This is a genomic window from Lacticaseibacillus jixiensis (assembly GCF_042847315.1).
Taxonomy (GTDB): Bacteria; Bacillota; Bacilli; order Lactobacillales; family Lactobacillaceae; genus Lacticaseibacillus; species Lacticaseibacillus jixiensis.
The window spans coordinates 158565-179852 of record NZ_BAAFPR010000002.1 but is presented as its reverse complement, the minus strand read 5'-3'; the positions used below and the strand labels follow the sequence as shown (position 1 = coordinate 179852).

The 21288-nt window shown below is 53.0% G+C and carries 20 protein-coding genes; 10 read left to right on the top strand and 10 right to left on the bottom strand.

Going from position 1 to position 21288, the window contains the following annotated elements; genetic code table 11:
* Positions 1-111: 111 nt before the first annotated feature.
* Positions 112-729 carry an SDR family oxidoreductase gene (locus ACGG90_RS02245; RefSeq protein WP_390405305.1) on the bottom strand — a complete coding sequence of 206 codons (618 nt, stop codon included), beginning with the start codon at positions 727-729 and terminating at the stop codon, positions 112-114.
* Positions 730-1290: 561 nt separating this feature from the next.
* The gene (locus ACGG90_RS02240) at positions 1291-2136 is read right to left on the bottom strand and encodes an aldo/keto reductase (RefSeq protein ID WP_390405303.1); all 846 of its coding nucleotides are present in this window, start codon (positions 2134-2136) and stop codon (positions 1291-1293) included.
* Positions 2137-2275: 139 nt separating this feature from the next.
* On the opposite strand from ACGG90_RS02240, the gene ACGG90_RS02235 reads away from it, so the two are divergent.
* The 3 genes from ACGG90_RS02235 to ACGG90_RS02225 all read left to right on the top strand — a co-directional run bounded on the left by ACGG90_RS02235 (position 2276) and on the right by ACGG90_RS02225 (position 4129).
* Positions 2276-2803 carry a GNAT family N-acetyltransferase gene (locus ACGG90_RS02235; RefSeq protein ID WP_390405300.1) on the top strand — a complete coding sequence of 176 codons (528 nt, stop codon included), beginning with the start codon at positions 2276-2278 and terminating at the stop codon, positions 2801-2803.
* A 96-nt stretch (positions 2804-2899) separates the two neighbouring features.
* Positions 2900-3604, top strand: coding sequence for a TIGR00266 family protein (locus ACGG90_RS02230; RefSeq protein ID WP_390405297.1), 705 nt, complete (start codon positions 2900-2902; stop codon positions 3602-3604).
* A 114-nt stretch (positions 3605-3718) separates the two neighbouring features.
* Positions 3719-4129 (top strand): pyridoxamine 5'-phosphate oxidase family protein, encoded by a 411-nt coding sequence (locus ACGG90_RS02225; protein ID WP_390405295.1) that lies wholly within the window; start codon positions 3719-3721, stop codon positions 4127-4129.
* Between the two features lie 59 nt (positions 4130-4188).
* Here the strand turns inward: ACGG90_RS02225 and ACGG90_RS02220 are convergent, their stop codons facing one another.
* On the bottom strand, positions 4189-5541 hold the full coding sequence (locus ACGG90_RS02220) for an amino acid permease (protein WP_390405293.1): 1353 nt from the start codon (positions 5539-5541) through the stop codon (positions 4189-4191).
* A 168-nt stretch (positions 5542-5709) separates the two neighbouring features.
* Here ACGG90_RS02220 and ACGG90_RS02215 point away from each other — a divergent pair, with 168 nt between their 5' ends.
* Positions 5710-6597 carry an NAD(P)H-dependent flavin oxidoreductase gene (locus ACGG90_RS02215; RefSeq protein ID WP_390405291.1) on the top strand — a complete coding sequence of 296 codons (888 nt, stop codon included), beginning with the start codon at positions 5710-5712 and terminating at the stop codon, positions 6595-6597.
* A gap of 68 nt (positions 6598-6665) precedes the next feature.
* Here the strand turns inward: ACGG90_RS02215 and ACGG90_RS02210 are convergent, their stop codons facing one another.
* Positions 6666-6935, bottom strand: coding sequence for a PspC domain-containing protein (locus ACGG90_RS02210; RefSeq protein ID WP_390405289.1), 270 nt, complete (start codon positions 6933-6935; stop codon positions 6666-6668).
* Positions 6936-7154: 219 nt separating this feature from the next.
* On the opposite strand from ACGG90_RS02210, the gene ACGG90_RS02205 reads away from it, so the two are divergent.
* From ACGG90_RS02205 to ACGG90_RS02185, 5 genes are all read left to right on the top strand, one after another.
* Positions 7155-8033, top strand: a complete 879-nt coding sequence (locus tag ACGG90_RS02205) for a hypothetical protein (protein WP_390405287.1) — start codon at positions 7155-7157, stop codon at positions 8031-8033.
* 35 nt (positions 8034-8068) lie between these two features.
* The gene (locus tag ACGG90_RS02200) at positions 8069-8908 is read left to right on the top strand and encodes a hypothetical protein (protein WP_390405285.1); all 840 of its coding nucleotides are present in this window, start codon (positions 8069-8071) and stop codon (positions 8906-8908) included.
* A 245-nt stretch (positions 8909-9153) separates the two neighbouring features.
* Positions 9154-10161: a hypothetical protein gene (locus ACGG90_RS02195; RefSeq protein WP_390405282.1), complete on the top strand. Its 1008-nt coding sequence runs from the start codon at positions 9154-9156 to the stop codon at positions 10159-10161.
* 4 nt (positions 10162-10165) lie between these two features.
* A complete protein-coding gene (locus ACGG90_RS02190; RefSeq protein ID WP_390405280.1) occupies positions 10166-11335 on the top strand; it encodes a hypothetical protein in 1170 nt (389 codons plus the stop codon).
* A 9-nt stretch (positions 11336-11344) separates the two neighbouring features.
* Positions 11345-12241, top strand: coding sequence for a hypothetical protein (locus ACGG90_RS02185; protein ID WP_390405277.1), 897 nt, complete (start codon positions 11345-11347; stop codon positions 12239-12241).
* A gap of 208 nt (positions 12242-12449) precedes the next feature.
* Here ACGG90_RS02185 and ACGG90_RS02180 read toward each other — a convergent pair whose 3' ends face one another.
* The 6 genes from ACGG90_RS02180 to ACGG90_RS02155 all read right to left on the bottom strand — a co-directional run bounded on the left by ACGG90_RS02180 (position 12450) and on the right by ACGG90_RS02155 (position 18757).
* A complete protein-coding gene (locus ACGG90_RS02180; RefSeq protein WP_390405275.1) occupies positions 12450-14192 on the bottom strand; it encodes a 1-deoxy-D-xylulose-5-phosphate synthase in 1743 nt (580 codons plus the stop codon).
* Positions 14193-14577: 385 nt separating this feature from the next.
* Entirely contained in the window at positions 14578-14799 is a 222-nt protein-coding gene (locus tag ACGG90_RS02175; RefSeq protein ID WP_390405272.1) for a hypothetical protein, read from the bottom strand.
* Positions 14800-14853: 54 nt separating this feature from the next.
* Positions 14854-15759, bottom strand: a complete 906-nt coding sequence (locus ACGG90_RS02170) for a quinone oxidoreductase family protein (protein ID WP_390405271.1) — start codon at positions 15757-15759, stop codon at positions 14854-14856.
* Between the two features lie 108 nt (positions 15760-15867).
* The gene (locus ACGG90_RS02165) at positions 15868-17172 is read right to left on the bottom strand and encodes an ammonium transporter (protein ID WP_390405269.1); all 1305 of its coding nucleotides are present in this window, start codon (positions 17170-17172) and stop codon (positions 15868-15870) included.
* Positions 17173-17340: 168 nt separating this feature from the next.
* On the bottom strand, positions 17341-17859 hold the full coding sequence (locus ACGG90_RS02160; protein WP_390405266.1) for a hypothetical protein: 519 nt from the start codon (positions 17857-17859) through the stop codon (positions 17341-17343).
* A 70-nt stretch (positions 17860-17929) separates the two neighbouring features.
* The gene (locus ACGG90_RS02155) at positions 17930-18757 is read right to left on the bottom strand and encodes a DNA/RNA non-specific endonuclease (protein ID WP_390405264.1); all 828 of its coding nucleotides are present in this window, start codon (positions 18755-18757) and stop codon (positions 17930-17932) included.
* Positions 18758-18922: 165 nt separating this feature from the next.
* Between ACGG90_RS02155 and ACGG90_RS02150 the strand changes: the two genes are divergently transcribed.
* Complete coding sequence (locus ACGG90_RS02150; protein WP_390405261.1) at positions 18923-20545, top strand: ABC-F family ATP-binding cassette domain-containing protein; 1623 nt, start codon at positions 18923-18925, stop codon at positions 20543-20545.
* The last annotated feature ends 743 nt before the right edge of the window (positions 20546-21288 follow it).

Genomic DNA, 21288 nt, shown 5'->3' with positions numbered 1-21288 from the left:
GCGTTGCGAATCGGGTACAAATTGACTATGGGCTTACTTCAAGGGCTTCACTCCGTTCTGTTATTGATTATCACAAAAGTTATCATGTCTGACAATACTTGTCAAGGCTGCTTACAGCGCTTGGGCGATTGGCAAGTTGCCGTTGGCGATTTTGATAGTGGTGCGATGTTGGTCAGCTTCCAGCGCTTCGACTAGGACTGTGGCGACATCGGCGCGCGTGATGGTATCTTGCCAAGTCGGCGCAAACTTAATGGCCCCAGTTGGTTCATCGTTAGTCAACGTGGTCGGCTGCACGATCACATAGTCCAAAGTCGTGTGATGTTGCAGCCATTCATCGGCGTAGTATTTAGCGATGTAATAATCGTTCAAGCTTGCCGGCCATTGTGCGCGGTTTTCGGCGTTTAAGGTGCTTAAGTGGATGAAGCGCGGGATCCCAGCCAATTGCGCGGCTTCCATCGCCTTCACGGCCCCGTCTAAATCAACGGCCAACAAGGCTTTACCACGTGAACCCGCGGCAAAAATCACCCCGTCACAGCCTTGCATGGCTTTGGCCAAATCAGCAATCGAGCCGGTAAGGTCACACAAGACAGGCTTCATCGCCGTGGTGGCTTGTGGTGCTTGATGTTCAGGGTCGCGGTAACCGGCGACGACTTGATAATCATTCTCCAACAAGGTGTCGATCACATGTTGTCCAACTTGCCCATGGGCACCGATAACAAAAATTTTCATAAGACATCCTCCTTTGAGGGGGTAGATAAGCGACGAGTTGATTGGCATGAGCGGCTAATAACAGGTTGTTTCATTGTATTTTGATGATTGCGCGATTTATTATCCTGATTCGAATTTGTAGGACAGGGGTGGCGTAGGTGCGTGGAAAACGCGTCGGTCAGGCCGTGAAACGTGTGGTGTCAGGTGAGCCTCGCGTCGACGCAAGCGCAGCGCAGCTAGATGCGAGGCTTACCCGACACCACACGCGGTAAGTTTAAAGACCGCGTTGAGCGCAGCGATGCGGGCTTTAAACTTAGGCGTAAACCGCGTACTTTGCGGTTGCAGCCGGCCGCACCGCCTGCGCCGACGCGTTTTCTGCGCGCCGAAGCCACCCCTGTCCGGGCCACTGCCAAGTTTGTGCCTTACATCCACCGCTAAGAGCGGGCTGCTCCGCTGTGGTTTATCGTCGAGCTGCGCAGCCCAACGCGGCGTGATATAAGTCGTGACGCCACCAAGGCAAAGACCGCCTTTGTGTCATCCCGCCTTATATCCACCGCTAAGAGCGGGCTGCTCTGCTCTGGTTTAGATCATAGTCAGCGGCTGCTTTTTGGTTGGTGCCGGGAAGGCTGCGTCGATCACGGCTAATTCATCTGGCGTAAAGGTCACGTCTAATGCGGCAATATTTTGTTGCATATGGGCAGCGGAACTGGCTTTAGGAATCGGTAACACATCTTGGTCGCGCATGGTCCAAGCCAACATCAATTGATGGCTGGAAATGTGCTTGGCGCGCGCTAAGGCTTGCACGCTTTGCGGCAAGCGGATGGTATCACCTGATCCGGAGTTGAATGGGGAATAGCCGATCAAGCTTTGGTGATGTTCTTTCTGATACGGACGCAAGTCAAAGTCGATGCCGCGAGCGGCGAGGTTGTAGCAGACTTCATTGGCGGCGATGTTTTCGCCGCCGGTGCAAGTGGCAGCTTCTTGCAAGTCGCCGACATCGAAGTTTGATACCCCATAATGGCGGATCAAGCCGGCTTCTTGCAACGCTTGCATGCCGGCCATGGTTTCTTCAAGCGGGGTGGTGCCGCGCCAGTGATACAAATACAGATCCAGATAGTCGACGCCTAAGCGCGCCAAGCTGTTTTCCAAAGCGTGGCGCATTTGGCGGGCGCCGGCGTGCCACGGGTAGAACTTCGAGATCAGAAACAATTGCTCACGCGGATATCCCGCAATGGCTTGGCCGACCAATGTTTCGGATTTGCCTTCGCCATACATCTCAGCGGTATCGATCACCGTTAAGCCATGGTCTAAGCCATAGCGCAAAGCAGCGATCTCTTGTTGGCTGGTGGCCTGGTCGCCTTCACCAAGGTACCAAGTGCCCATACCGAGTGCCGGTACAGTTGTTTGTGCAAGTTGAAAAGTTTTCAAGAATGATCACCTACTTTGATTTTGTGTGTGCGTCTTCATTATACTGTAAACGATTGCTTGTGTTAAATCAGGCCCTTAACTTGCTTTACCAGCAGCAAGTGACAAGCGTATCTGAAGTGAACAATAGTGAGGTGAAACAATGATTTATCAAACCAAGCGGCTATATACCAGGCCGTTGACAGACGCAGATTGGTCCAATTTGGCGCGGACCTTGCAAGATCCGCAGGCGATGTACGCCTATGCGCATGCTTTCTCAAATCAGGAAGTGACAGATTGGTTAGGAAATCAGCAGCGCCGCTATCGAGCGGATGGTTTTGGCTTGTGGGCGTTGATCCGCAAACAAGACGATCAATTTGTCGGCCAATGCGGCTTGACGATGCAGACTTGGCAAGCTCAACCAGTCGTTGAAATCGGCTATTTGCTTGAGCGGCGTTATTGGCACAACGGCTATGCCAGCGAAGCGGCGCAAGGGGCCAAAGCTTATGCGTTTAACGACTTGGCGGTGTCTGGCGTGTGGTCGATCATTCGCGACAACAACTATGCGTCGATGAATGTGGCCATCAGAAACGGGATGCTGGTGCAAGGCCGCCAAGTCAAAACCTATTATGGCCTGCAGATGCCGCATTACGGGTTCTACGCGGCCAACCCCATAAGCAAGCGGCATTAACGAAATATAGATAAGCATTATCGAAATTTTGTTCGTTGTGAGCCGAAGGGGCTTTTTGGTATAATTTCTACAAATCAACATGGTAAGGGGAATATTATGCAATATCAACTCAAAGGTTCGACAACGTTTCCAATCGTGGTCATCGCCTTGGATCAAGGCGATGCGGTGCAAATCGAATCTGGTGCCATGATCTATCACAATGGTGCCGTCGACTTGCAAGGCAAGATGAACAGCAACGGCCGTCGCGGCCTTGGCGGCTTGTTGTCAGCGGCAGCGCGCAGTATGACCAGCGGCGAAAGCTTCTTTATCACCACTGCCATTGGCCAAGCCGCCGGCGGTGAGCTGGGGATCGCGCCAGGCAATCCTGGGGCGATCAAGGCCTTGCAAGTGGACAGCCAGCATCAATATTTGTTAAATACCGGTGCTTATTTAGCCGGGGATGCCAGCACGAGTTATCAAATGATCTCGCAAAAAGTTGGCGGCGCCTTGTTTGGCGGCACCGGCGGCTTCTTTGTGATGCAAACCACTGGTGTTGGCACGATCTTGGTCAGTGCATATGGTGACATGCTGCCGGTGGATCTTGATGGCAGCCACGAATATGTGGTCGACAATGCACATGTGGTGGCTTGGGAAGACACGCTGGATTATCGGATCGAAGCCGCCAGCGGGGTGTTTGGCTTTACCACTGGCGAAGGCTTGGTCAACCGCTTCTCTGGGCAAGGCCGCATTTATATTCAAACCCGCAACGTTGAAGCGTTGGCGAAGCTGATCGTGCCGTTTGTGCCAACGAAACAATCTTAGTGCGGTGACGATTCGCCAAGCGTGCTTGTCATTCTTTTGGTGAGCGCTTACCATGATAATTAGGCGAAGCTTTCTTGTCGCTGAATGAACCCACAAACAATTGGAGGGAACCTTATGAGTAGTCGTGAAGATTTAGCCAGGATCATTGATAGCGCGTCACAAATTGCCGTGGCCACGCTGACTGAAGACGGCAGTGCGCCTGATGTGCGCATCGTTTTAGGCGTGTACGATCCAGCCAGTGACCAAGTGTTGTTCATGTCGGCGGACAAGGCGCAGAAAGTCGCAGAAATTTCCGCCCATCCCCAAGCGTCACTGGCAACACCGCAATTTGGTGAAGATGCCGCGCGCATTCGCCAAGCCACCGTTAAGCCGATCACGCCAACAGATGCGCAATTGGCCTTGTACAACCATAAGTACCCGCAAACAGCCAAATACGCGGCGCATTCTGATTTCTTCGCGCTGAGTTTCAAACAAGCCGAAGTCACCATCGCAGGCGTCACCAGCACCGTTGATATTCCTGAATAAACCACCTTGTACATCAGAATGGCCCGCATCCTTTTCATCAGGATGCGGGCCATTTTAGATTAAGCGCGCTTGGCGTGGCGGGTGAAGTATAACACCACGATAATTGCCAGATAAATCACGCCGATCAACAAGCTGATACGCGTTTCTGGATTCATGATCATAAATACCAAAGTCAACGCCAGAAACGCCAAAGTGATGTAGTTGGTGTAAGGTGCCCCTGGCATCTTGAAGGGATGCGCGGCCATCTTAGCGGCGTGTTGTTTGCGAAATTGAACTTCCGATAACAAGATCACCACCCAAGGCACCATCCCCGGCAGCACCGAACTGGAGTACACCATCACGAAGATATTGCCAGCCTCTGGCGCAATCAGCGGCAATAGCGCATTAAGCAGCACACCTAAGCCGATGCCTAAGCCAATCAGCAACACTGGATACAAGGGCACTCCATGGCGGTTAAGTAATTTGAATTTCTTAGGCAGCTGCTTTTCTTCGGCTAAGGTGTACAGCATGCGGCTGGCTGAGTAAACGCCTGAGTTGGCACCAGACAACGCCGCGGTGATCACCACGAAGTTGATCAAGCTGGCAGCGAAGGTGATGCCGATTTTGGAGAAAGTCTGGACAAAAGGCGAGCCGATCGCCGACAATTGATTCCAAGGATAAATCGCCACGATCACAAAAATCGCACCAACATAGAAGATCAAGATCCGGCCAACCGTATCTTTAACCGCCTTGACAATAGTGGGCTTGGGATCTTCTGCTTCACCAGCCGTGATGCCTAAGAGCTCAACGCCTTGATACGACCCTAACACGATGGCCAAAGCAAAGAAGAAGCCTTTGACCCCGCCGGTGAAGAAGCCGCCGTGGGTCCAAAGATTGCTGATGCCCAAAGGCTGGCCGCCATTGCCAAAACCAAACAAGATCACGCCTAAGCCGGCTACGATCATCAAGATGATGGTCACGACTTTGATCAAGGCAAACCAGAATTCCATTTCGCCAAACATCCGCACGGAAATCAAGTTGGCCAACACTAAGGTGGTAATGGCCACGAGCCCTGGCAGCCAGCCTGGCAGGTTTGGCCACCAGAATTGGAAGTATTCACCGATCGCGATCATTTCCGACATGCCCACCACCACGAATTGAAACACGTTGCTCCAAGCGGTGAGGTAGCCGAACACCGGATGCATGTATTCGGTGGCAAACTTGGCAAAAGAGCCGGTGGCCGGATCGACATACAACATCTCGCCTAACGCGCGCATGATCAAATATAAGAAAATACCGGCGATCCCGTAGGCCAATAACACTGACGGGCCGGTCCACTTGATGGTGGCGGTGGCGCCCATGAATAACCCGACGCCGATGGTGCCGCCTAGGGCGATCATTTGCATGTGGCGCGCCGAAAGTTTGCGTTGCATGAAGATTCTCCTATATTACTCAGCGACAGACAACGTTAAAAACTATACGCCTTTCATTCACGAATGGCAAACACGTGTCACGAATCGTAAACACCAAGTCGGATGGTGGCGTTTTCCTATAGACGCGTGTATTCTATAGATGGAATCAGATGAGAAAGCAGGGATACGATGACGAATGTATTAGGCACGAAATTACCCTTGATCCAAGGCGCCTTGGCGCAGATCTCAACCCCGCCGCTAGTCGCAGCAGTGGCCAAGGCCGGCGGGTTAGGCGTGTTAACGACGACTGACTTAACCGCCGCTGATTTAGCACAAGCTGTCGCTGAAGTGCGGGCGCAAACCGACCAGCCTTTTGCCGTGAACTTGATGTTGCAGCAACCTAATATTGCCGAGCTGCTGACTTATTTGCTGGCGCATCCGGTGCCGGCAGTTACCACCAGTGCCGGCTCGCCGAAGCATTTTGCCGCGCAACTGCAATCGGTTGGCACCAAGGTGATCGCGGTGATCCCCAATGTCAAAGTCGCCGTCAAAATGCAGGCGCTTGGCGTTGACGCCTTGGTGGCAGAAGGCCTGGAATCAGGCGGCCATATTGGCACAGAAACCACGCTGAGTCTGGTGCAAGCGGTGGTTAATGCGGTAGACTTGCCGGTGTTTGCCGCAGGCGGCATCATTGACGCGCGCGGGGTTGCGGCGATGGAAGCGTTAGGGGCTGTTGGGGTACAAGTGGGTACGGCGTTTCTAGCCGCTGCAGAAACCCCGATCGCTGACGCTTACAAACAAGCCGTGATCGATGCCGGCGACACCAGTACCGTCGTCACCGGCCAAGAGATGGGTGATGCGGTACGGTGTTTGCAGAATCCGCTGACGCAAGATTATTTTGCCCAAGTGGCGCAAGGTGCATCCGCAGACGCGCTGCATAAGCTGCTTGATGGCAGCTTGAGTCGCGCGATTGCCGGGGATGTGGCACATGGCACGTTGATGGCTGGGCAAATCGCCAGTCAAGTTCACGCCATTGAACCAGTGGCCAAGATCGTGGCCCGCTTGTATCCAGCATAGGCCTGATCGATTTTGAACGGATTAAAAAAATGCGCGTACTCCGGCAAGCGGGTACGCGCATTTTGTCATTAGAAATCTGACCAGTCATCGTCGTCTTCATGTCCATGAGCGGCGGTGTCGTCTGGGTGTGGCGTATGCGGTGCATGCGGGGCTTGGGGGATCACCAGCCACATAATCAAGTAGATGCCCAAGCCGCTGCCAAAGCAGAAGAACGCTGCGGCAAAGGCGATGCGCAGCAATACCGGATCGATGCCGAAATACTCACCGAGGCCGCCGCACACCCCGCCGATAACGGCGTTGTCGCGCGACCGGCGCAGTTTGCGATAGGATTGATTCATTGATACGGCCTCACTTTCTGATTTGCTGGCTACATTATAGCATGGTTGAGCAGCCGCAGTTGTCAGGCCAGAGACTGAAAAAGTCCTCGGCAAATGAAATCATGAGCCAGGTACCCAAACCCAACTCGCCGGTTAATCATGCGGTTGGTGGTGTGATTTAACTTCGCCAACAATGATGATAAAATTGGCTTAATTTGGGTTTAGTTTGGAGGAAAGATAATGGATGCTGAACAAGCAGCGTTGGGGAAGTATTTCGGCGCCTATCGTCAAGCCAGGCATGTGACGCTTGCGGCGTTAGCACCAGGAAAGGAATCGGCAGTTTCACGGTTTTGCGCAGGCAAGAACGGCTTGGCTTTGGCCCAATTCCATCACGTGATGGCGCGGATCGGTTTGCGCTATCGAGATCTTGATGATGACTTTGAACGTTTCGGCTCACCGTTTACGCATGCCGCCCAAAGTATGATCGCCAATCGGTACGCACCAACCAGCGCTGGGGTGGCAACGCTGGTTAACCAATATCATCTGGCAACAGTTCATGCCCAAGGACCAATCGCCAAGTTGAATCAAGCTCTTTTCGACCATATTCAACAAGTTGTGGCTAAGCAGCAGATGGTTTTGCTGCCCGAGCAGTGCCAAGTCCAAATCGAGCAGATATTAAGCGCCAATTCAGATTGGTTGATTTATGATTATCTGCTGTTGCGCCTTTCGCTTGGATATTTGGATACTGAGCGGATCGTTGGGTGTTATCAACTGTTACACAAGCAGTTGCCGACGCTTCAGGCGGGTTATCAGCGTTACGCCAATGACGTGGTGACTCAAGTCGGCGTCATCTTGTTGGTGCGGCAGGTACCGACAGCACTGCCGCATTATGTGACTGATCTGCAGGCGCTGCGTGTTAACGGCTATGCGTTTGAAGATTCATTGATGTTGAACTTTCTGCAGCGGCTTTACGGCGATTTGCGCATTGAACATTTCGATGATGTGGCATTGGCAGACTTTCGACAAACCATCGATGTTTTAGAATTGCGCGAAATTGAAGCGTATTGCCGCACCATTATGGCACTGGCTGCAGGTGCGACCAAAGGGGTAGTGTTATGACGACACTTGGTGCGTGCTTTCGGAGATTGCGCCTAATGCGGCATGTGCCGCTTGAAGCAGTGGCCAATCGGCGCTCCATCGCAACGATTTCACGCTGGGAACAAGGACAATTGGATGTCACGACGGATGTTGTGGGGGATATGTTGGTGCCGCTGGGTGTCGATTATGATGATTTGACGCTTCGCGAGCTGGTGGCTGATGTACAAGAAACAGCATGGTCGAAAGTGGCGCCTGAATTGTGGGACCGCCAAGCGGTGGTTGCGTTGCGTGATCGGCTGCTGGCTTCGCGGATCCCGCAGACGAAGAACCCGTACAATGAATTCGCCGTAGCGGTGCTTAACGAATTGATCAACATCCATGATCAGCGTGCTTCGCGAGTTGCCCCAAGCGTGGTACATCAAATCAATCAATACGTGAGAAATTTGCATCAATACGGTTATTCGGAACGTGTGCTGTTGCAGGCTGCAATTGAGTACACGCCTATCACTGAATGCCGCGCTTGGATCGACCCAATTTATCATGGCGTGATGGACGATCCAACTCAAGCCACGGTCAGGCAGAAAATGATCCTCATTGCTTTTTGCGGCGTCTTGGCTAATTCTGCTGTGTTGGCACCGGATTTCACGGTGATGAAGGAAATGATCGACATGATGGCCAAGGCTTTGACCACTATGCCTAATCAGCCAATCGCCGCTTATAACTATCACGTGGTCGCGGCTTTATATGACTATTTACGCGATCAGTCACCAGCCAACAAGGCTGCTTTGGTCGCTGTTTTAAACACCACTAAGCTGATTTATCCGGCAGGCTACTTTGAGTCGTTTACGCAATACATGATCGAGCAAGGATGGCTTACTGCTGCAGATTTCACCTGACGCAAGTGCCTGCGTATGCCTTGACAATGCCGGTATCATAAGGTTTAATAGCCTTATCAGTATCTGGATATTTCGAAAAAAGATCGGCCGATCGCTTCGAGATGTTTCACTCAAAACAGTTTTTGCAAATATGCAAAAACGTTGGGTAAACCTCGAATTACCGCCTCCATCACTGGAGTTGGTAACGGCCGGTCTTTTATTGTACCGTCAAGAGGCAGATGCTAGACAAATTTAAGGAGGTTGTGATGAGCAATCAAGATGATGAGCAGATCAAAGCCATTACTGCAAAGCTCGAAGATCAAAGCAAGCCGGCTGCAACAGACGCTGACACGCAAGCTTTGCAAGCCAAGATCGCAGCACTTGAAGCGCAACTAGCAGCACAAAAGGCCGCCAAACCCACCGTTTTGCAGCGCTTGGTGCCAAATCGGGCGCATCGCCAACAAGTCGTGAAGTTTGTCCAAAACAACGGCGTCAGCTTGTTTGCGGCGGCGTGGTTGGCGGTGTTGCTGCCGCAATCGGCGTGGTGGCTGATTCTGGTCACCGTAATTTATTATGGCTATCCTTTGCTTTCAAGCCATGAACGCTTTGCTTGGGAAGCGCGCTTGGCCAAGTGGCTGGTCGATCCTAAAGTCCAACTGCAAGCCAAACAGCGTGAGCAGCTTAAGGCCATGCGTGACAATCTGGCTGAGCAAACCAATAAGTTGAAGGCCAGCGTTGAGCGGCCGACCCCTGCCCCTGCGGCCCAGCCAGCCGCCGTTCACCAGCCGCTTTTCAGCAATAATTTAGAATTCTGGTTTGGCTTGATCATGGCGGCGGCAGGTTTTGTCATGACGCAGTTCATGGGTGGCGGCGCGTTTGATCTCAAGACCCAATTACAATCGCTGCTGCAAAACGGCGGCTTAAGCAGCGACGGCTATATTCTGATTTGGAGCTATGTTGCCGCGCGCTTAGGTTTAATGGCGCTGATCGGCGGCTTGGTCAAAGGCTTCTTGCACAAGGGGAATTTTGGCCAGACACTTAAGGCCTTAGCCGTATTGGCGGCGATCGCCTGCGCCGGGATCTTGACCTATGTCTATGCGCATCCGCTAGATAGCGCGTATACTGCCGCCAAAGCCGCTTATGATAATGGGATGAGCTTGAGTGACGTTGGTGATTTGGCCGCTTATGGGCAGTATTTGCCGCTGGCGGTGATGGGTGTGTATGCGTTGGGCATTGTGATCAACGTGATTGGGCGCAATCGAAGGGTAGAGTGAAGTCATGGCACCAAATGAAGAGTGGGTCAAACAGTTTCAAGCATTAACCGGCCGAGCACCAACTGTTGAAGAGTACCAACAAGGCAAGGCCAGCGGCTTTGCGCTGGATCAATTGGCAGCAATTGCCGGCGGGCAAGCCACCCAAGTGCCACAAGCCACCCCTGATGCCGCTACAACACCACAACCAGCGCACGCCAAGCGCGCCAAGTCACGCAAGCCATGGCCGTTGTGGTTAAAAGTCGGCAGCGGCCTTGTTGGTGCCGCCGTCGTGATCGGTATCATCTGGGTCGCAGTGGTTGCCACCAGCGGCAGCAATAAAGCGCCAACGGTGAAGCCTGTGGCCTCAAGCAAAGCAGCCAAAGCGTCTGCAAGCAGTGTTCAAACGCCAACTCACGATCCGACCACTGAACAACAATTAGGGTTGGTGTTGTTAACCAGCGGTGCGTCGCGGTATTCACCAAGCGGTCAGGCAATCGTTGATGGCAGCTTACCGGCACAAGCGACGCATGACGACACTTTAGTCACTGATGCACCTGATGGCAGCAGAACCTATGCCATGTGGCACGCCAGCAACGCAGACGACAACACCCAAGCTTATCCGGTGATCGTGATCGATGCAGACACGGCATATCTTGGCAAAGCCACTGGTCCGGTTTCATTTGCAGATTTGAAGCAGGATGCGCTAACGGTCAACTTAACCAGCCAATGGCGCGAGTTGTGGCAAAGCAGTGACTTGGCGAAGCTGGTCAAACAACTTTCCATCGTTGAAGCCAGCAGTGATGCCACATCGTCAAGTACCAGCCAGTCCAGTCAAGACGATGCCATCAGCGGCGATTTGGATACCGCGTGGCAGCAAGTGTCAGGGCGCTTCATTGAAGACGATTCAACGGTTTCAGACGGCGCGCCGCAGTTAAGCGAGGTCAATCGCCAAGATGGGCAGTGGCAATGGATTGCCTATCATTATGGCGATGGTGCGCCGAAATATGAGTATGATGTGAGCGGATTGCATCCTGCAGGCGGCGATGGTAAAGGGGGCCAGATCTTCGCCGGGAAAGCAGTTTCGCCGTTTGACAGCAGCAATATCATCGATATCACTTTTGATCTCATTGATGCCAACACGTACACCATCCGTTCTAAGAATATTAATTATTATGGCAAGTTTAATCGCCAATAAGGGGTAGTCATGAAAAAAATTGTCATCGCGCTGGCTCTATTCGGGTTAGCCAGCAGCACGGCGGCTTGCAGCAACAAGCCCGCCACCAGTTCCAGCAGCAGTGCCAAGTCCAGCAAAGTTGCCAAGACTAAGCCAAAAGCTGCTGCCAGTGCCAGCAAAACCGCCAGCAGCAGTGCCAGTTCCGCAGCCAAACCGACCCGGCAGCCCAACGCAATTGAAAAAATCGCCTTGGTGTTATTGACCCCTGGCGCAGAACAATATTCAATGGCTGGCAGTCGGCTGCTGGCCGCAGGTGACCAAGACATTGCAACCTTGGGTGGTGGCGGTTTGGTGGATGGCGCGCCAGCCGGGACGGTGGTTTATGGCTTAAGCCTTGAACGTGACAATAAGACGCCTTTTGTCACGATCGTTGGAGATCTTGCTTATTTGTTTGCGACCCAAAGTCCAGTACCATATGACTATTTGAGCAAGCATGCCCTGAAAGTGGACTTGAAAGAGGCGTGGCAGAAGAATTTCCAAAGCGCTGATTTGGCCAAGTTGTGCAAGCAGATCACGCTTGGCTCAGACCAACAAGCTGATGATGCGGCTGCTGCACAAAGTACTTCAGATGCAAGTGCCGATTCGACAACAGTAGACGTTAAGAATCTGACCACGGCGCAAATGATTAATTGGGTCAAGGCTGATTTAATTAACCAAGGCGCAGATGCAGCTGCGCTGGAGGATCCCAATCAGGTCAAATTAGATTCGCAATTTAAAGATGGTTATGCCGAAGTGTTAGTGTACACGTGGAATGGCACGCATACTTTCCAAACTCTAGGCAATATGTACCGGGTCAATGAAAGCGGGCAGCTGCAGGTGTCTGCCGGGGGAGATTGGTCAGATACGGGCACACCTTATCCGCAATAAAATATCAGGCGTTGACGAACTGCTAAGTCGGCGCCTTTTTTGCGCGATTAAGCACAAAGTGACCAAGACATAAGTCACATAGTCGCGAGACATTTTGCAACGCCAAGTAACGCAAACTGCTCTGCACCGCGATTCATAGTGCGAATCGTGGTGCAGAGCAGCTTGCGTTACTTGGCTAAAATCGCTTTATGTCTCACCTTTAATTTGCTTATTTCAAGGCGTCCAAAATCGCTTGGGTGGCCGTTTCTGGCGTCAAGTTGAATTGGGTCAACAAGGCTTCGCGCGTTTCGTTATGGTTGAATTGCCGCTTGGCACCCAGCGGCAACACCTTGACATCAGTTGGGCCAAAGTAGGCGGCAATTTTCTGGCCGAAGCCCCCGTCTAGTGTGCCTTCTTCCATGGTGACCACCAGCTGATGCAAGCCGCGCAGCTGTTCTAAGCCGGCAACGTCTAAGGTGTTGGTGCTGCGCGGATCAATCACCGTCGCATCGATGCCGTGTTGGCTCAAGCGGCCGGCAACTTCTTCTGCCAGCGGCCGCATCGAACCCAGCCCCATTAGCGCCACATGGCTGCCGTGATGCAGAACATGCATCTGCTCTGGGGCAAAATCTGCCGCCAGCGGATCGCTGTGCACGCCGTTGCTTGGTACGCGGATCGCCACTGGACCGCTGGTTTGTTCTAACGCCCAGTCCAGTTGCGCAAGCAAGTCTTCTTTAGCACTTGGCGCTAAGTATTTGAGGTTGGGGATGTTGGCCAGTTCTGCTTGATCCAAGTCGGCTTGATGCGTTGGGTCGCCGCCGGAAATACGGCCGCCGTTGATCAACAAAACGACTGGCAGTTCATTGATGCCTAAATCGTGCGACAGTTGATCATAGGCCCGTTGCAAGAACGTGGCTGAGTGGAACACCACCGGCCGCAAGCCGCCTTTGGCCATGCCGGCGGCTAAAGTGATCGAAACTTGTTCGGCAATGCCCACGTCGATGTAGCGCTTAGGATATTTTGCCGCCCAATTCTTGAGGTGGAAGCTGCCTGGAATTGCCGCGTTCATCGCATAAATCGGCTTGCCGGCTTGGACCTGGTGATCAAGGTCGGCGAAGATCAAATCCCAGTAATTCACGCCTTGCGCCGGATGCTTCAAGCTGCCATCGGCCAAGTTGAAAGGCTGATGCCAATGCCAGCCTTCTTCGTTGGCTAACGCTGGGGCATAACCGCGACCTTTTTGCGAATTGACATGCAGCACCACGGGATGATCGAGGTCTTTGACCGCTTCTAAGGCTTTGATCAACGCGCCGATATCATTGCCTTGGGCTTCATAGCGATAATCCAAGCCCAATGCTTTAAACAAGTTGTCAGGTGCTTGGCCTTCGCTGTCGCGCAAGGCTTTGAGGTTCTGGTAGATGCCGCCGTGGTCTTCGGCGATGCTCCATTGGTTGTCGTTGACGATGATCAACAACTGGCGATTAAGCACTGCCGCGTTGTCTAACGCTTCATAGGCGAGCCCGCCGGAAAGCGAGCCGTCACCGATCAACGCGGTGATGTGATCGTGGCTGTGTTTGGCGTCGCGCGCCAAGACCAAGCCTGCTGCCAAGCCGACGGAAGTGGAGGTGTGGCCGATGGTGAAGAAGTCATGTTCAGACTCGCGCGGTTCGGTGAAGCCGGAAACATCATGGTAATGTGCCGGGTCTAAGAAGGCTTGTTTGCGGCCAGTGAGGATCTTGTGGGTGTAGCTTTGATGCGACACGTCATAGACGATTTTGTCATGCGGGGAGTCGAAGACGTAATGCCAGGCAATGGTCAATTCCACGGCACCAAGGTTTGGACCGACGTGGCCGCCGGTGTTGGACAGCTTGGTCAATAACGCCTGGCGGATCTCTTCGGCCAGTTGGGTGAGCTCAGCGACACTGTGAGTGCGCAAGTCGCTGGGTTGTTGGATCGTTTCTAGAATGGACATAAAGAGCCTTCTTTCACGAAAATGATACTTACATTATATTAGTTGCGATAGGGCGTGTACAAGTTAATTTATAAAAAACCAGAGCGGAGTGGCGCGTTCTTAGCGGTGGATATAAGGCGGTCTTTGCCTTGGTGGTGTCACAGGGATGAGGCCCGGCCTACACGGTTTGAATCAGCATCAGCGTTTGCTTGGTGTATGAAAACTGAGATTGTGTCGATGCCATTCTGATTCGGATCAAGCGCAGGTGAGCTATGAGCAATCGGTGCTTGTAACCGACTCAAGGTGATGAAACGAGAACAGAGCGGCCTGCTTGTCATGTTGCAAGGCTTGTTAAAGCAGCCCACAAAAAAGCTGCCTGATGGTTTCATCAAGCAGCTTGGTTGATTTAATCTTCTTTACCGTCGTGTTCGCGATGCTTGGCGACTGTTTGCTTTGCTTTCTTAGCGAGCACGCGTTCAGGCGTTAACAATTTGTACACGCCGAAACTCAACAGGCCGATCACCGCCGTGGTACCGAAGACAATCGAATACACGACGCCTTCGACGTTTGGTTTCGGAGTTTCGGTTTTGATCTTGGTTGCGGTGTTGCGAAGTTTCTTAAATGCCATGCCGCGCCTCCCAGAATATAGATAACTTCAGTATACGCCGAGTCGGCAGGGAGGTTAAGCCTCTTTTACCAAAACGATGCGTCCGTCGTGGGGCTTGGCGAGCAATTCATGGCCCGCTTGGGCCCCAGCGGCGGTAAAAGGCAGCGTCGGCGCCAGTTGCAAGCGCAAGTGGCCAACGGCTAATTCTGGGACCAAGTGATCTAACGCCACGGCATCAGTTGGCGTTTGCACCGGCTGAATGTGGATCACTTGGATCGCTTTGTCGCCGGCGCGGCCTTCCACATGGGCGACGGTCAACAGCTGACCGCCCGGGCGCGTCATCGCGGCGTCTTCAGCGAAGCCGACGCCGTCCATGGCCACGTTGATCACCACATCCCCGGCGTTGGCCAAGACGCTGACTAAATCGGCGTTGTCATAAGGGACTGCGCGCAAAGCGCCTTCTGCGATCACGGCTTCTTGATGCCGGGCGCTGGCGATGCCGATCACCGACGCGCCTAAGTCAGTGGCCAATTGCACCACCAGCGAGCCGATCCCGCCGTTGGCCCCTTTGACGATCACGGTATCGCCAGGATCGATCGTGGCAAAACGGTGTACCACGCGCCAAGCGGTGATGCCAGGCGTGACTAACGCCGCGGCTTTAGCCGGGGTCAAACTCGGCGGCAAGGTGACGGTGGTATCTTCAGTGGCCAGCACATATTCGGCATAAGCATGCGTCGTGTGCGCGATCACGGCTTGACCCACGGTGTAATGCGTGGTGCCAGGATCAACGACCACGCCGGCAACGTCATGGCCGGGGATGGTGAAGCGGCCTTCTGGTGCTTCAAAGCGTTCCAAGCGGTCGCGGTTGTTTAAGCCCACGGCACTGGGGGCGATCACCAATTGGCCAGGGCGCGGCGTGGGGTCAGGGACTGTCATGGTGATGAAAGGACCATTTGGATGGTTCAAACCAATTGCTTGCATAAAGGGCCTCCTTATACGAGAAAGACGATGTTTACGATCGTCTTAATTGTAGAAGCGAGGCCTATTTTTACGCAAACTTTTGGCGAAAACCTTGTGTTGGCGCGGGTTTTACTTAGGTGATTTCGGCGAACGCGGATCAAAGCCGCGCATTTGGCCTAAGAATTCATCAGGGTAACGCAAGACATCCCCGTGGTCGTTAGTGGTGCTTTCGGCAACTTCGCCGTGTTCGGCGATATCCAAGCCGATTTTCTCGTCTTGTTCGGTGACACGCATCGGTACAAAGCGGCGCAAGATCAAGACGATCACCGTGGCCACTACCGCCACTAAGATGATGGTGACCAAAGTTCCGGCCACTTGAATGCCGAACAAATGCAAGCCGCCGCCATAGAACAAACCGTTCTCAGCGATGGCGGGGTTGGCGGCTTTCGTGGCAAACAAGCCAGTTAAAATCGAACCGACGATCCCAGACACCCCGTGGCAGCCAAAAGCGTCCAAGGCGTCATCGACTTTTAATTTCGGCTTGAGGTATTCGATGAACCAATAAGACGCGGCAGTCGCGCAGATGCCGATGATGAAGCTGCCAAACAACGTCACATAGCCGCAAGCCGGGGTGACGCCGACTAAGCCGCACAACGCGCCGGTACAAACCCCGATCAGTGTTGGCTTGCCGTGTTTGTAGACGTCTAAGAACATCCACATTACTAAGGAGCTGGCAGCAGCGACACTGGTGGTCATGGCTGCGTTTACCGCAGTGCCGTTAGCGGCTAACGCTGACCCGGCGTTGAAGCCGTACCAGCCGATCCACAAGATCGCGGTACCTAACAAGACCCAAGGCCGATTGGATGGTTCGATTTGCTTCTGATGCCGCGCACCTAAGAATGCTGACAGAACCAAGGCGGTGATCCCGGCGTTGATATGAATAACCGTCCCGCCGGCAAAATCCAGCACGCCCCAGCCAGCCATGATGCCGTCGGGGCTCCAAACCAAGTGCACCAGCGGGTAGTAGATGAAGATGCTCCATAACACAATGAACCAAGTCAGAAACGAGAAGCGCATCCGCCCGACCACCGCGCCGATGAATAATGCCGGTGTGATAATAGCAAACATCATTTGAAATAAGGCAAAAGTCGCGTTGGACAACTTATCCGGCCGCAATGCCGTTAAGTCGATCCCGTTCATAAACAAACCGGAAACCTTGCCGATAATGCCCCCGATATCTTTGCCAAAAGACATCTCATACCCAAACAAGGCCCACAACAAGATCGCAATGCCGGTGATGTAAAACACCGACAGCATCGTATTGACGACGTTGCGCTTGGAGACCAGCCCGCCATAGAAGAAGGCGAGCCCTGGGGTCATAAACCAGACTAAGACGCTGGCTAGCAAGACGAATGCGGTGTTGGCGATGTTCATATGAATCCCTCCCTTGATGGCAGTATTGTAACCCCGCTTTTGGCCATACCAATCTGATATGAGCAATCTTAGTCTGAAAAATTTCTGAGAACACGAAAAAAACGCCGTCACCGCGGCGTTTTCAAATTAGAATTTCATGTGAGCATTGCTGACAGAATCAATTGACGCCTATGCCAATCGCGTCTTTTTGCGGGTCAAACGCTTGTAGCTGGCGGCGATCACGTTGACATAAATCAAGAAGAACACGCCGATAGCCACAAATAAGAAGAAGATCACGACACCGGTGTTATCAGGATAGTTGCCGGCTACTGCGGCCCCGGCAATGGCCAACACGCCCATGCCGATGCCAAAGCAGTTGCCTAATAAGCGCTGAGTGCGATACGCATCAAGCTGACGTTGGGCCACGCTGCGGGTGGTTTCAGCAATCGGCACTTGGTGATGTTTGTGGCGCTTGGTGTGCTGCAGATGCGGCCAAACGATCAACATGACACCGGCGGCAGTGCTCACCAAATACGCGGCGGCACTGACGTTGTCGTTGACGTTGTCAGATAGATACACCGTTAACGCAAACGCTGCGATTAACACCGCCACGCCTAATGCGGTAAAGCGCGCCAAGCGTTCTTTTTGTTGCCAATAATGGCTGGCAGAAGTGACATCTAGGCCAACGCTTGTGGATTTCTTCGACATAATAAAACCCCTCCATTGTGCTTTAAGTGTAAGCCTGGATCAATCAGCAAACCTCAGTCTAGAGGCGGAATTATTGCGCGTGGGCTTGGCCATTCTGGTAATTCAACACCACCCCGGGTTGGACATTGAAGATGTAGACGTTAAAGCGAATCGTGTTGTCGCCAACGGATTGCGCCCGCATCGCCACGCCGCGCGCCAACAATTCGTTGTCGCGAAAAACCGGCGTCACCTCGTAGCGGACATAACGAGATCGGCTGGCTTTAAGGTAATGGGCGATGTCGTCTTCATGTGCTTGCATCAGCGGCGAATTAAGTTCGCGGGTGCCAGTCATCAAGTTCTTCGGGTTGTTGTTTTCACCAGACAGTTGAAAGCCGATCAAGTGGCTGCGGTTATAGATCCAAGTGCCGTTGATCTCTTGGTTGTGCCAGCCGGTGGGGTCAACGGATAAAGGTTCGCGCTTTTGAGTGGGCATGATGCTTTGATTCAGCATCGCTTCGGCAGGGCCTACGCGCTTAAGTGAATCAAGCGCCGAGAAGCTGGTCCACGCCCCGGCTTTTGTGCTAAGCTCTTCAGCAGTGAAGGCGGGGTCATTGTTGTTGATGGTGATTTCTTGATCCCCGTTATAACTAAGCTGAGCCAGTTTGGCTACCGGCTGGGCGGTGGTGTTTTGACTTTGGGTCGGTTTGCCGTTGGTGTTTTGTTGCACGACACTGGAACTTTGGCTTTCGCCTGGGCCGAAGACTTTCTGTTGGACTTGTTGGCCTGAACCAATGGCCACGCCTAAAATCACCAAACTTGTGGCCAGTTTGCGGCGTCTGGCGCGGGCGCGCTTAGGTTTAGGCAAGGTCAAGCCGACGATCACCCCGGCTAAGGCGACAATGATACCAAGAATTAACATGCGAATTATCCTCCCTCGCTAGTGTACAAAAGGCGTGCGCATTCGGCAACTGCTGGAGACTTTTGCTACTATAGATGCGCTCGGATGTATTGCCGCAAAGGGTAATATCTGCTAAGATAATTGCAATATGCAAAAGTCAGACTCAATCAATAGCGAGGTAAAGAATTGCTCACAGTAAATAACGTGTCGATGACGTTCTCTGATCGGACGCTGTATAAAGACGTCAACTTGAAGTTCACGCCAGGCAACTGCTACGGCATCATCGGGGCCAATGGGGCAGGGAAGTCCACTTTCTTGAAGATCCTGGAAGGTAAGCTCACCCCCACCACCGGCAGTGTGTCGATGGATCCTAACGAACGCATGAGTTCCTTGAAACAGGATCACTTTGCTTTCGATGATCAAACCGTGATGAACACGGTGCTGCAAGGCCATGATCGCTTATATCAAGTGATGACTGAAAAAGACGCCTTGTATAACAAAGCCGACTTCACTGAAGAAGACGGCATCAAAGCCGCCGAATTAGAAGGCGAATTTGCGGAAATGGATGGCTGGAACGCCGAATCCGACGCGTCGCAGCTGTTGCAGTCTGTGGGCATTCCAGAATCCCAGCACCAAACTTTGATGGCTGAATTGCCAGAAGGCGAGAAGGTCAAAGTCTTGCTGGCCCAAGCGATGTTTGGCAAGCCGGATTTGTTGCTGTTAGACGAACCTACCAACGGGCTTGACCCGCAAACCATTGCTTGGCTGGAAGACTTCTTGGCCGATTACGAAAACACCGTTTTGGTCGTCAGCCATGACCGGCATTTCTTAAACGCTGTTTGCACCATGATGTGTGATGTGGATTTTGGCAAGATCGAGATGTTCGTGGGCAACTACGATTTCTGGATGGAATCTTCCAAGCTGGCCCAGCAATTGCGCTCTAACGCCAACGCCAAGAAAGAAGAACAGATCAAGCAGCTGCAAGAATTCGTGGCGCGCTTCTCAGCCAACGCTTCCAAGTCCAAGCAAGCCACCAGCCGCAAGAAGCAATTGGAGAAGATCACGCTTGATGATATCAAGCCAAGTTCCCGCAAGTATCCCTTCATCAAGTTCGTGCCGGAACGCGATTTAGGCAACGACTTGCTGCGGGTGGAGAACGTGTCTTTGACCGTCGAAGGCGAGAAGGTCTTAGATAACGTGTCCTTTATCTTGCGCCCAGGCGACAAAACGGCCTTCATTTCCCGCTCAGATGTCACGACCAGCTACTTGATGCAAGTCGTTGCCGGCACGTTGCAACCAGATTCCGGGACAGTGACTTGGGGTGTGACCACCAGCCGCGCTTACATGCCCAAGGATCTGACGCCGGAGTTTTCTGACGAGCGCTTTGATATCTTGGAATGGTTGCGCCAGTTTGCCAGCAAGGAAGAATCCGACAACACCTTCTTGCGCGGTTTCTTGGGCCAGATGCTTTTCCGCGGCGACGAACCGTTGAAGAAAGTCACAGTCTTGTCCGGGGGCGAGAAAGTCCGTTCTTACCTGGCCAAAATGATGCTGTCAAAAGCCAATGTGTTGTTGTTGGATGACCCGACAAACCATTTGGATCTGGAATCAATCACCAGTTTAAACGATGCGCTGATCGACTTCCCAGGGGCGGTGATCTTCACCAGCCATGATCACCAGTTCATTCAAACCATTGCCAACCATATTATCGAAGTTGGTCCTAAAGGTGTCGTCGATCGTGCCGATACCACTTATGATGAATTTATGAAGCACGAAATCGCCCAAAAGCAAGTCGCTGGGATCTATTAACCAGAGCGGAGCAGCCCGCACTTAGCGGTGGATATAAGGCGGGATGACGTTTGGGCGGTTTGTGCCCAAGCGGCGTCACGACTTATATCACGCCGCGTTGGGCTGCGCAGCTCGACGAAGAAACCAGAGCGGAGCAAAGCGCATTTAGCGGGTCAATTAGCCTAGCCCTCGTATTTGCGGCGCACTATGCCGCGAGTGCGGGGGCGTAGCTAATTGCACCCGCGTTGCTTTGCGCAGCTCGACGAAAAACCAGAGCGGAGTGGCGCGCTCTTAGCGGGTCGGGTAGCCTAGCTATTGCGCTTGGGACGTACTTTGTCCCGAGTGCAATAGCGTAGCTAACCGCACCCGCGTTGCGCCACGCAGCTCGACGAAGACCACAGTCGTATCAGGCGTGGACTTGGTAAGGCCCGGTCAGGTGTTGCTCCGGCGCGTGGGGCCAGTGAGACGGCGCAGGCGGTGCGGCCGGCTTCAACCGCGCTGAGGTTCGCGCGTTTTACGCCTAAGTTCAAAGCCAGGCGTTCGCTGCGCTCACCTTGCCTGTCTTTGAACTTGCCGCGCTCAGCGCAGCAAGCCAAGCACAGCCCGCTTGGCTCACTGTGCTGAGCGTTTCACGGCCTGACCGTCTCACTGGCCCCGCGCGCCTGCGCAACACCTGACCTGCGTTCTTCGAATGAGGATAGTCATAAGCGCGATGAATCAAAGCCAAGTGAGTCAGGAATTTTGTTAGATCCAGAAATGGTGGG

Excerpts from the sequence above, each read along its gene's own strand:
- ACGG90_RS02175 (WP_390405272.1), bottom strand. The coding sequence starts at position 14,799 with ATGGCATTTAAGAAACTTCGCAACACCGCAACCAAGATCAAAACCGAA.
- ACGG90_RS02200 (WP_390405285.1), top strand. The coding sequence starts at position 8,069 with ATGCGGCATGTGCCGCTTGAAGCAGTGGCCAATCGGCGCTCCATCGCA.
- ACGG90_RS02235 (WP_390405300.1), top strand. The coding sequence starts at position 2,276 with ATGATTTATCAAACCAAGCGGCTATATACCAGGCCGTTGACAGACGCA.
- ACGG90_RS02230 (WP_390405297.1), top strand. The coding sequence starts at position 2,900 with ATGCAATATCAACTCAAAGGTTCGACAACGTTTCCAATCGTGGTCATC.
- ACGG90_RS02215 (WP_390405291.1), top strand. The coding sequence starts at position 5,710 with ATGACGAATGTATTAGGCACGAAATTACCCTTGATCCAAGGCGCCTTG.
- ACGG90_RS02185 (WP_390405277.1), top strand. The coding sequence starts at position 11,345 with ATGAAAAAAATTGTCATCGCGCTGGCTCTATTCGGGTTAGCCAGCAGC.
- ACGG90_RS02160 (WP_390405266.1), bottom strand. The coding sequence starts at position 17,859 with ATGTCGAAGAAATCCACAAGCGTTGGCCTAGATGTCACTTCTGCCAGC.
- ACGG90_RS02155 (WP_390405264.1), bottom strand. The coding sequence starts at position 18,757 with ATGTTAATTCTTGGTATCATTGTCGCCTTAGCCGGGGTGATCGTCGGC.
- ACGG90_RS02165 (WP_390405269.1), bottom strand. The coding sequence starts at position 17,172 with ATGAACATCGCCAACACCGCATTCGTCTTGCTAGCCAGCGTCTTAGTC.
- ACGG90_RS02210 (WP_390405289.1), bottom strand. The coding sequence starts at position 6,935 with ATGAATCAATCCTATCGCAAACTGCGCCGGTCGCGCGACAACGCCGTT.
- ACGG90_RS02180 (WP_390405275.1), bottom strand. The coding sequence starts at position 14,192 with ATGTCCATTCTAGAAACGATCCAACAACCCAGCGACTTGCGCACTCAC.
- ACGG90_RS02205 (WP_390405287.1), top strand. The coding sequence starts at position 7,155 with ATGGATGCTGAACAAGCAGCGTTGGGGAAGTATTTCGGCGCCTATCGT.
- ACGG90_RS02220 (WP_390405293.1), bottom strand. The coding sequence starts at position 5,541 with ATGCAACGCAAACTTTCGGCGCGCCACATGCAAATGATCGCCCTAGGC.
- ACGG90_RS02190 (WP_390405280.1), top strand. The coding sequence starts at position 10,166 with ATGGCACCAAATGAAGAGTGGGTCAAACAGTTTCAAGCATTAACCGGC.
- ACGG90_RS02225 (WP_390405295.1), top strand. The coding sequence starts at position 3,719 with ATGAGTAGTCGTGAAGATTTAGCCAGGATCATTGATAGCGCGTCACAA.
- ACGG90_RS02170 (WP_390405271.1), bottom strand. The coding sequence starts at position 15,759 with ATGCAAGCAATTGGTTTGAACCATCCAAATGGTCCTTTCATCACCATG.
- ACGG90_RS02195 (WP_390405282.1), top strand. The coding sequence starts at position 9,154 with ATGAGCAATCAAGATGATGAGCAGATCAAAGCCATTACTGCAAAGCTC.
- ACGG90_RS02245 (WP_390405305.1), bottom strand. The coding sequence starts at position 729 with ATGAAAATTTTTGTTATCGGTGCCCATGGGCAAGTTGGACAACATGTG.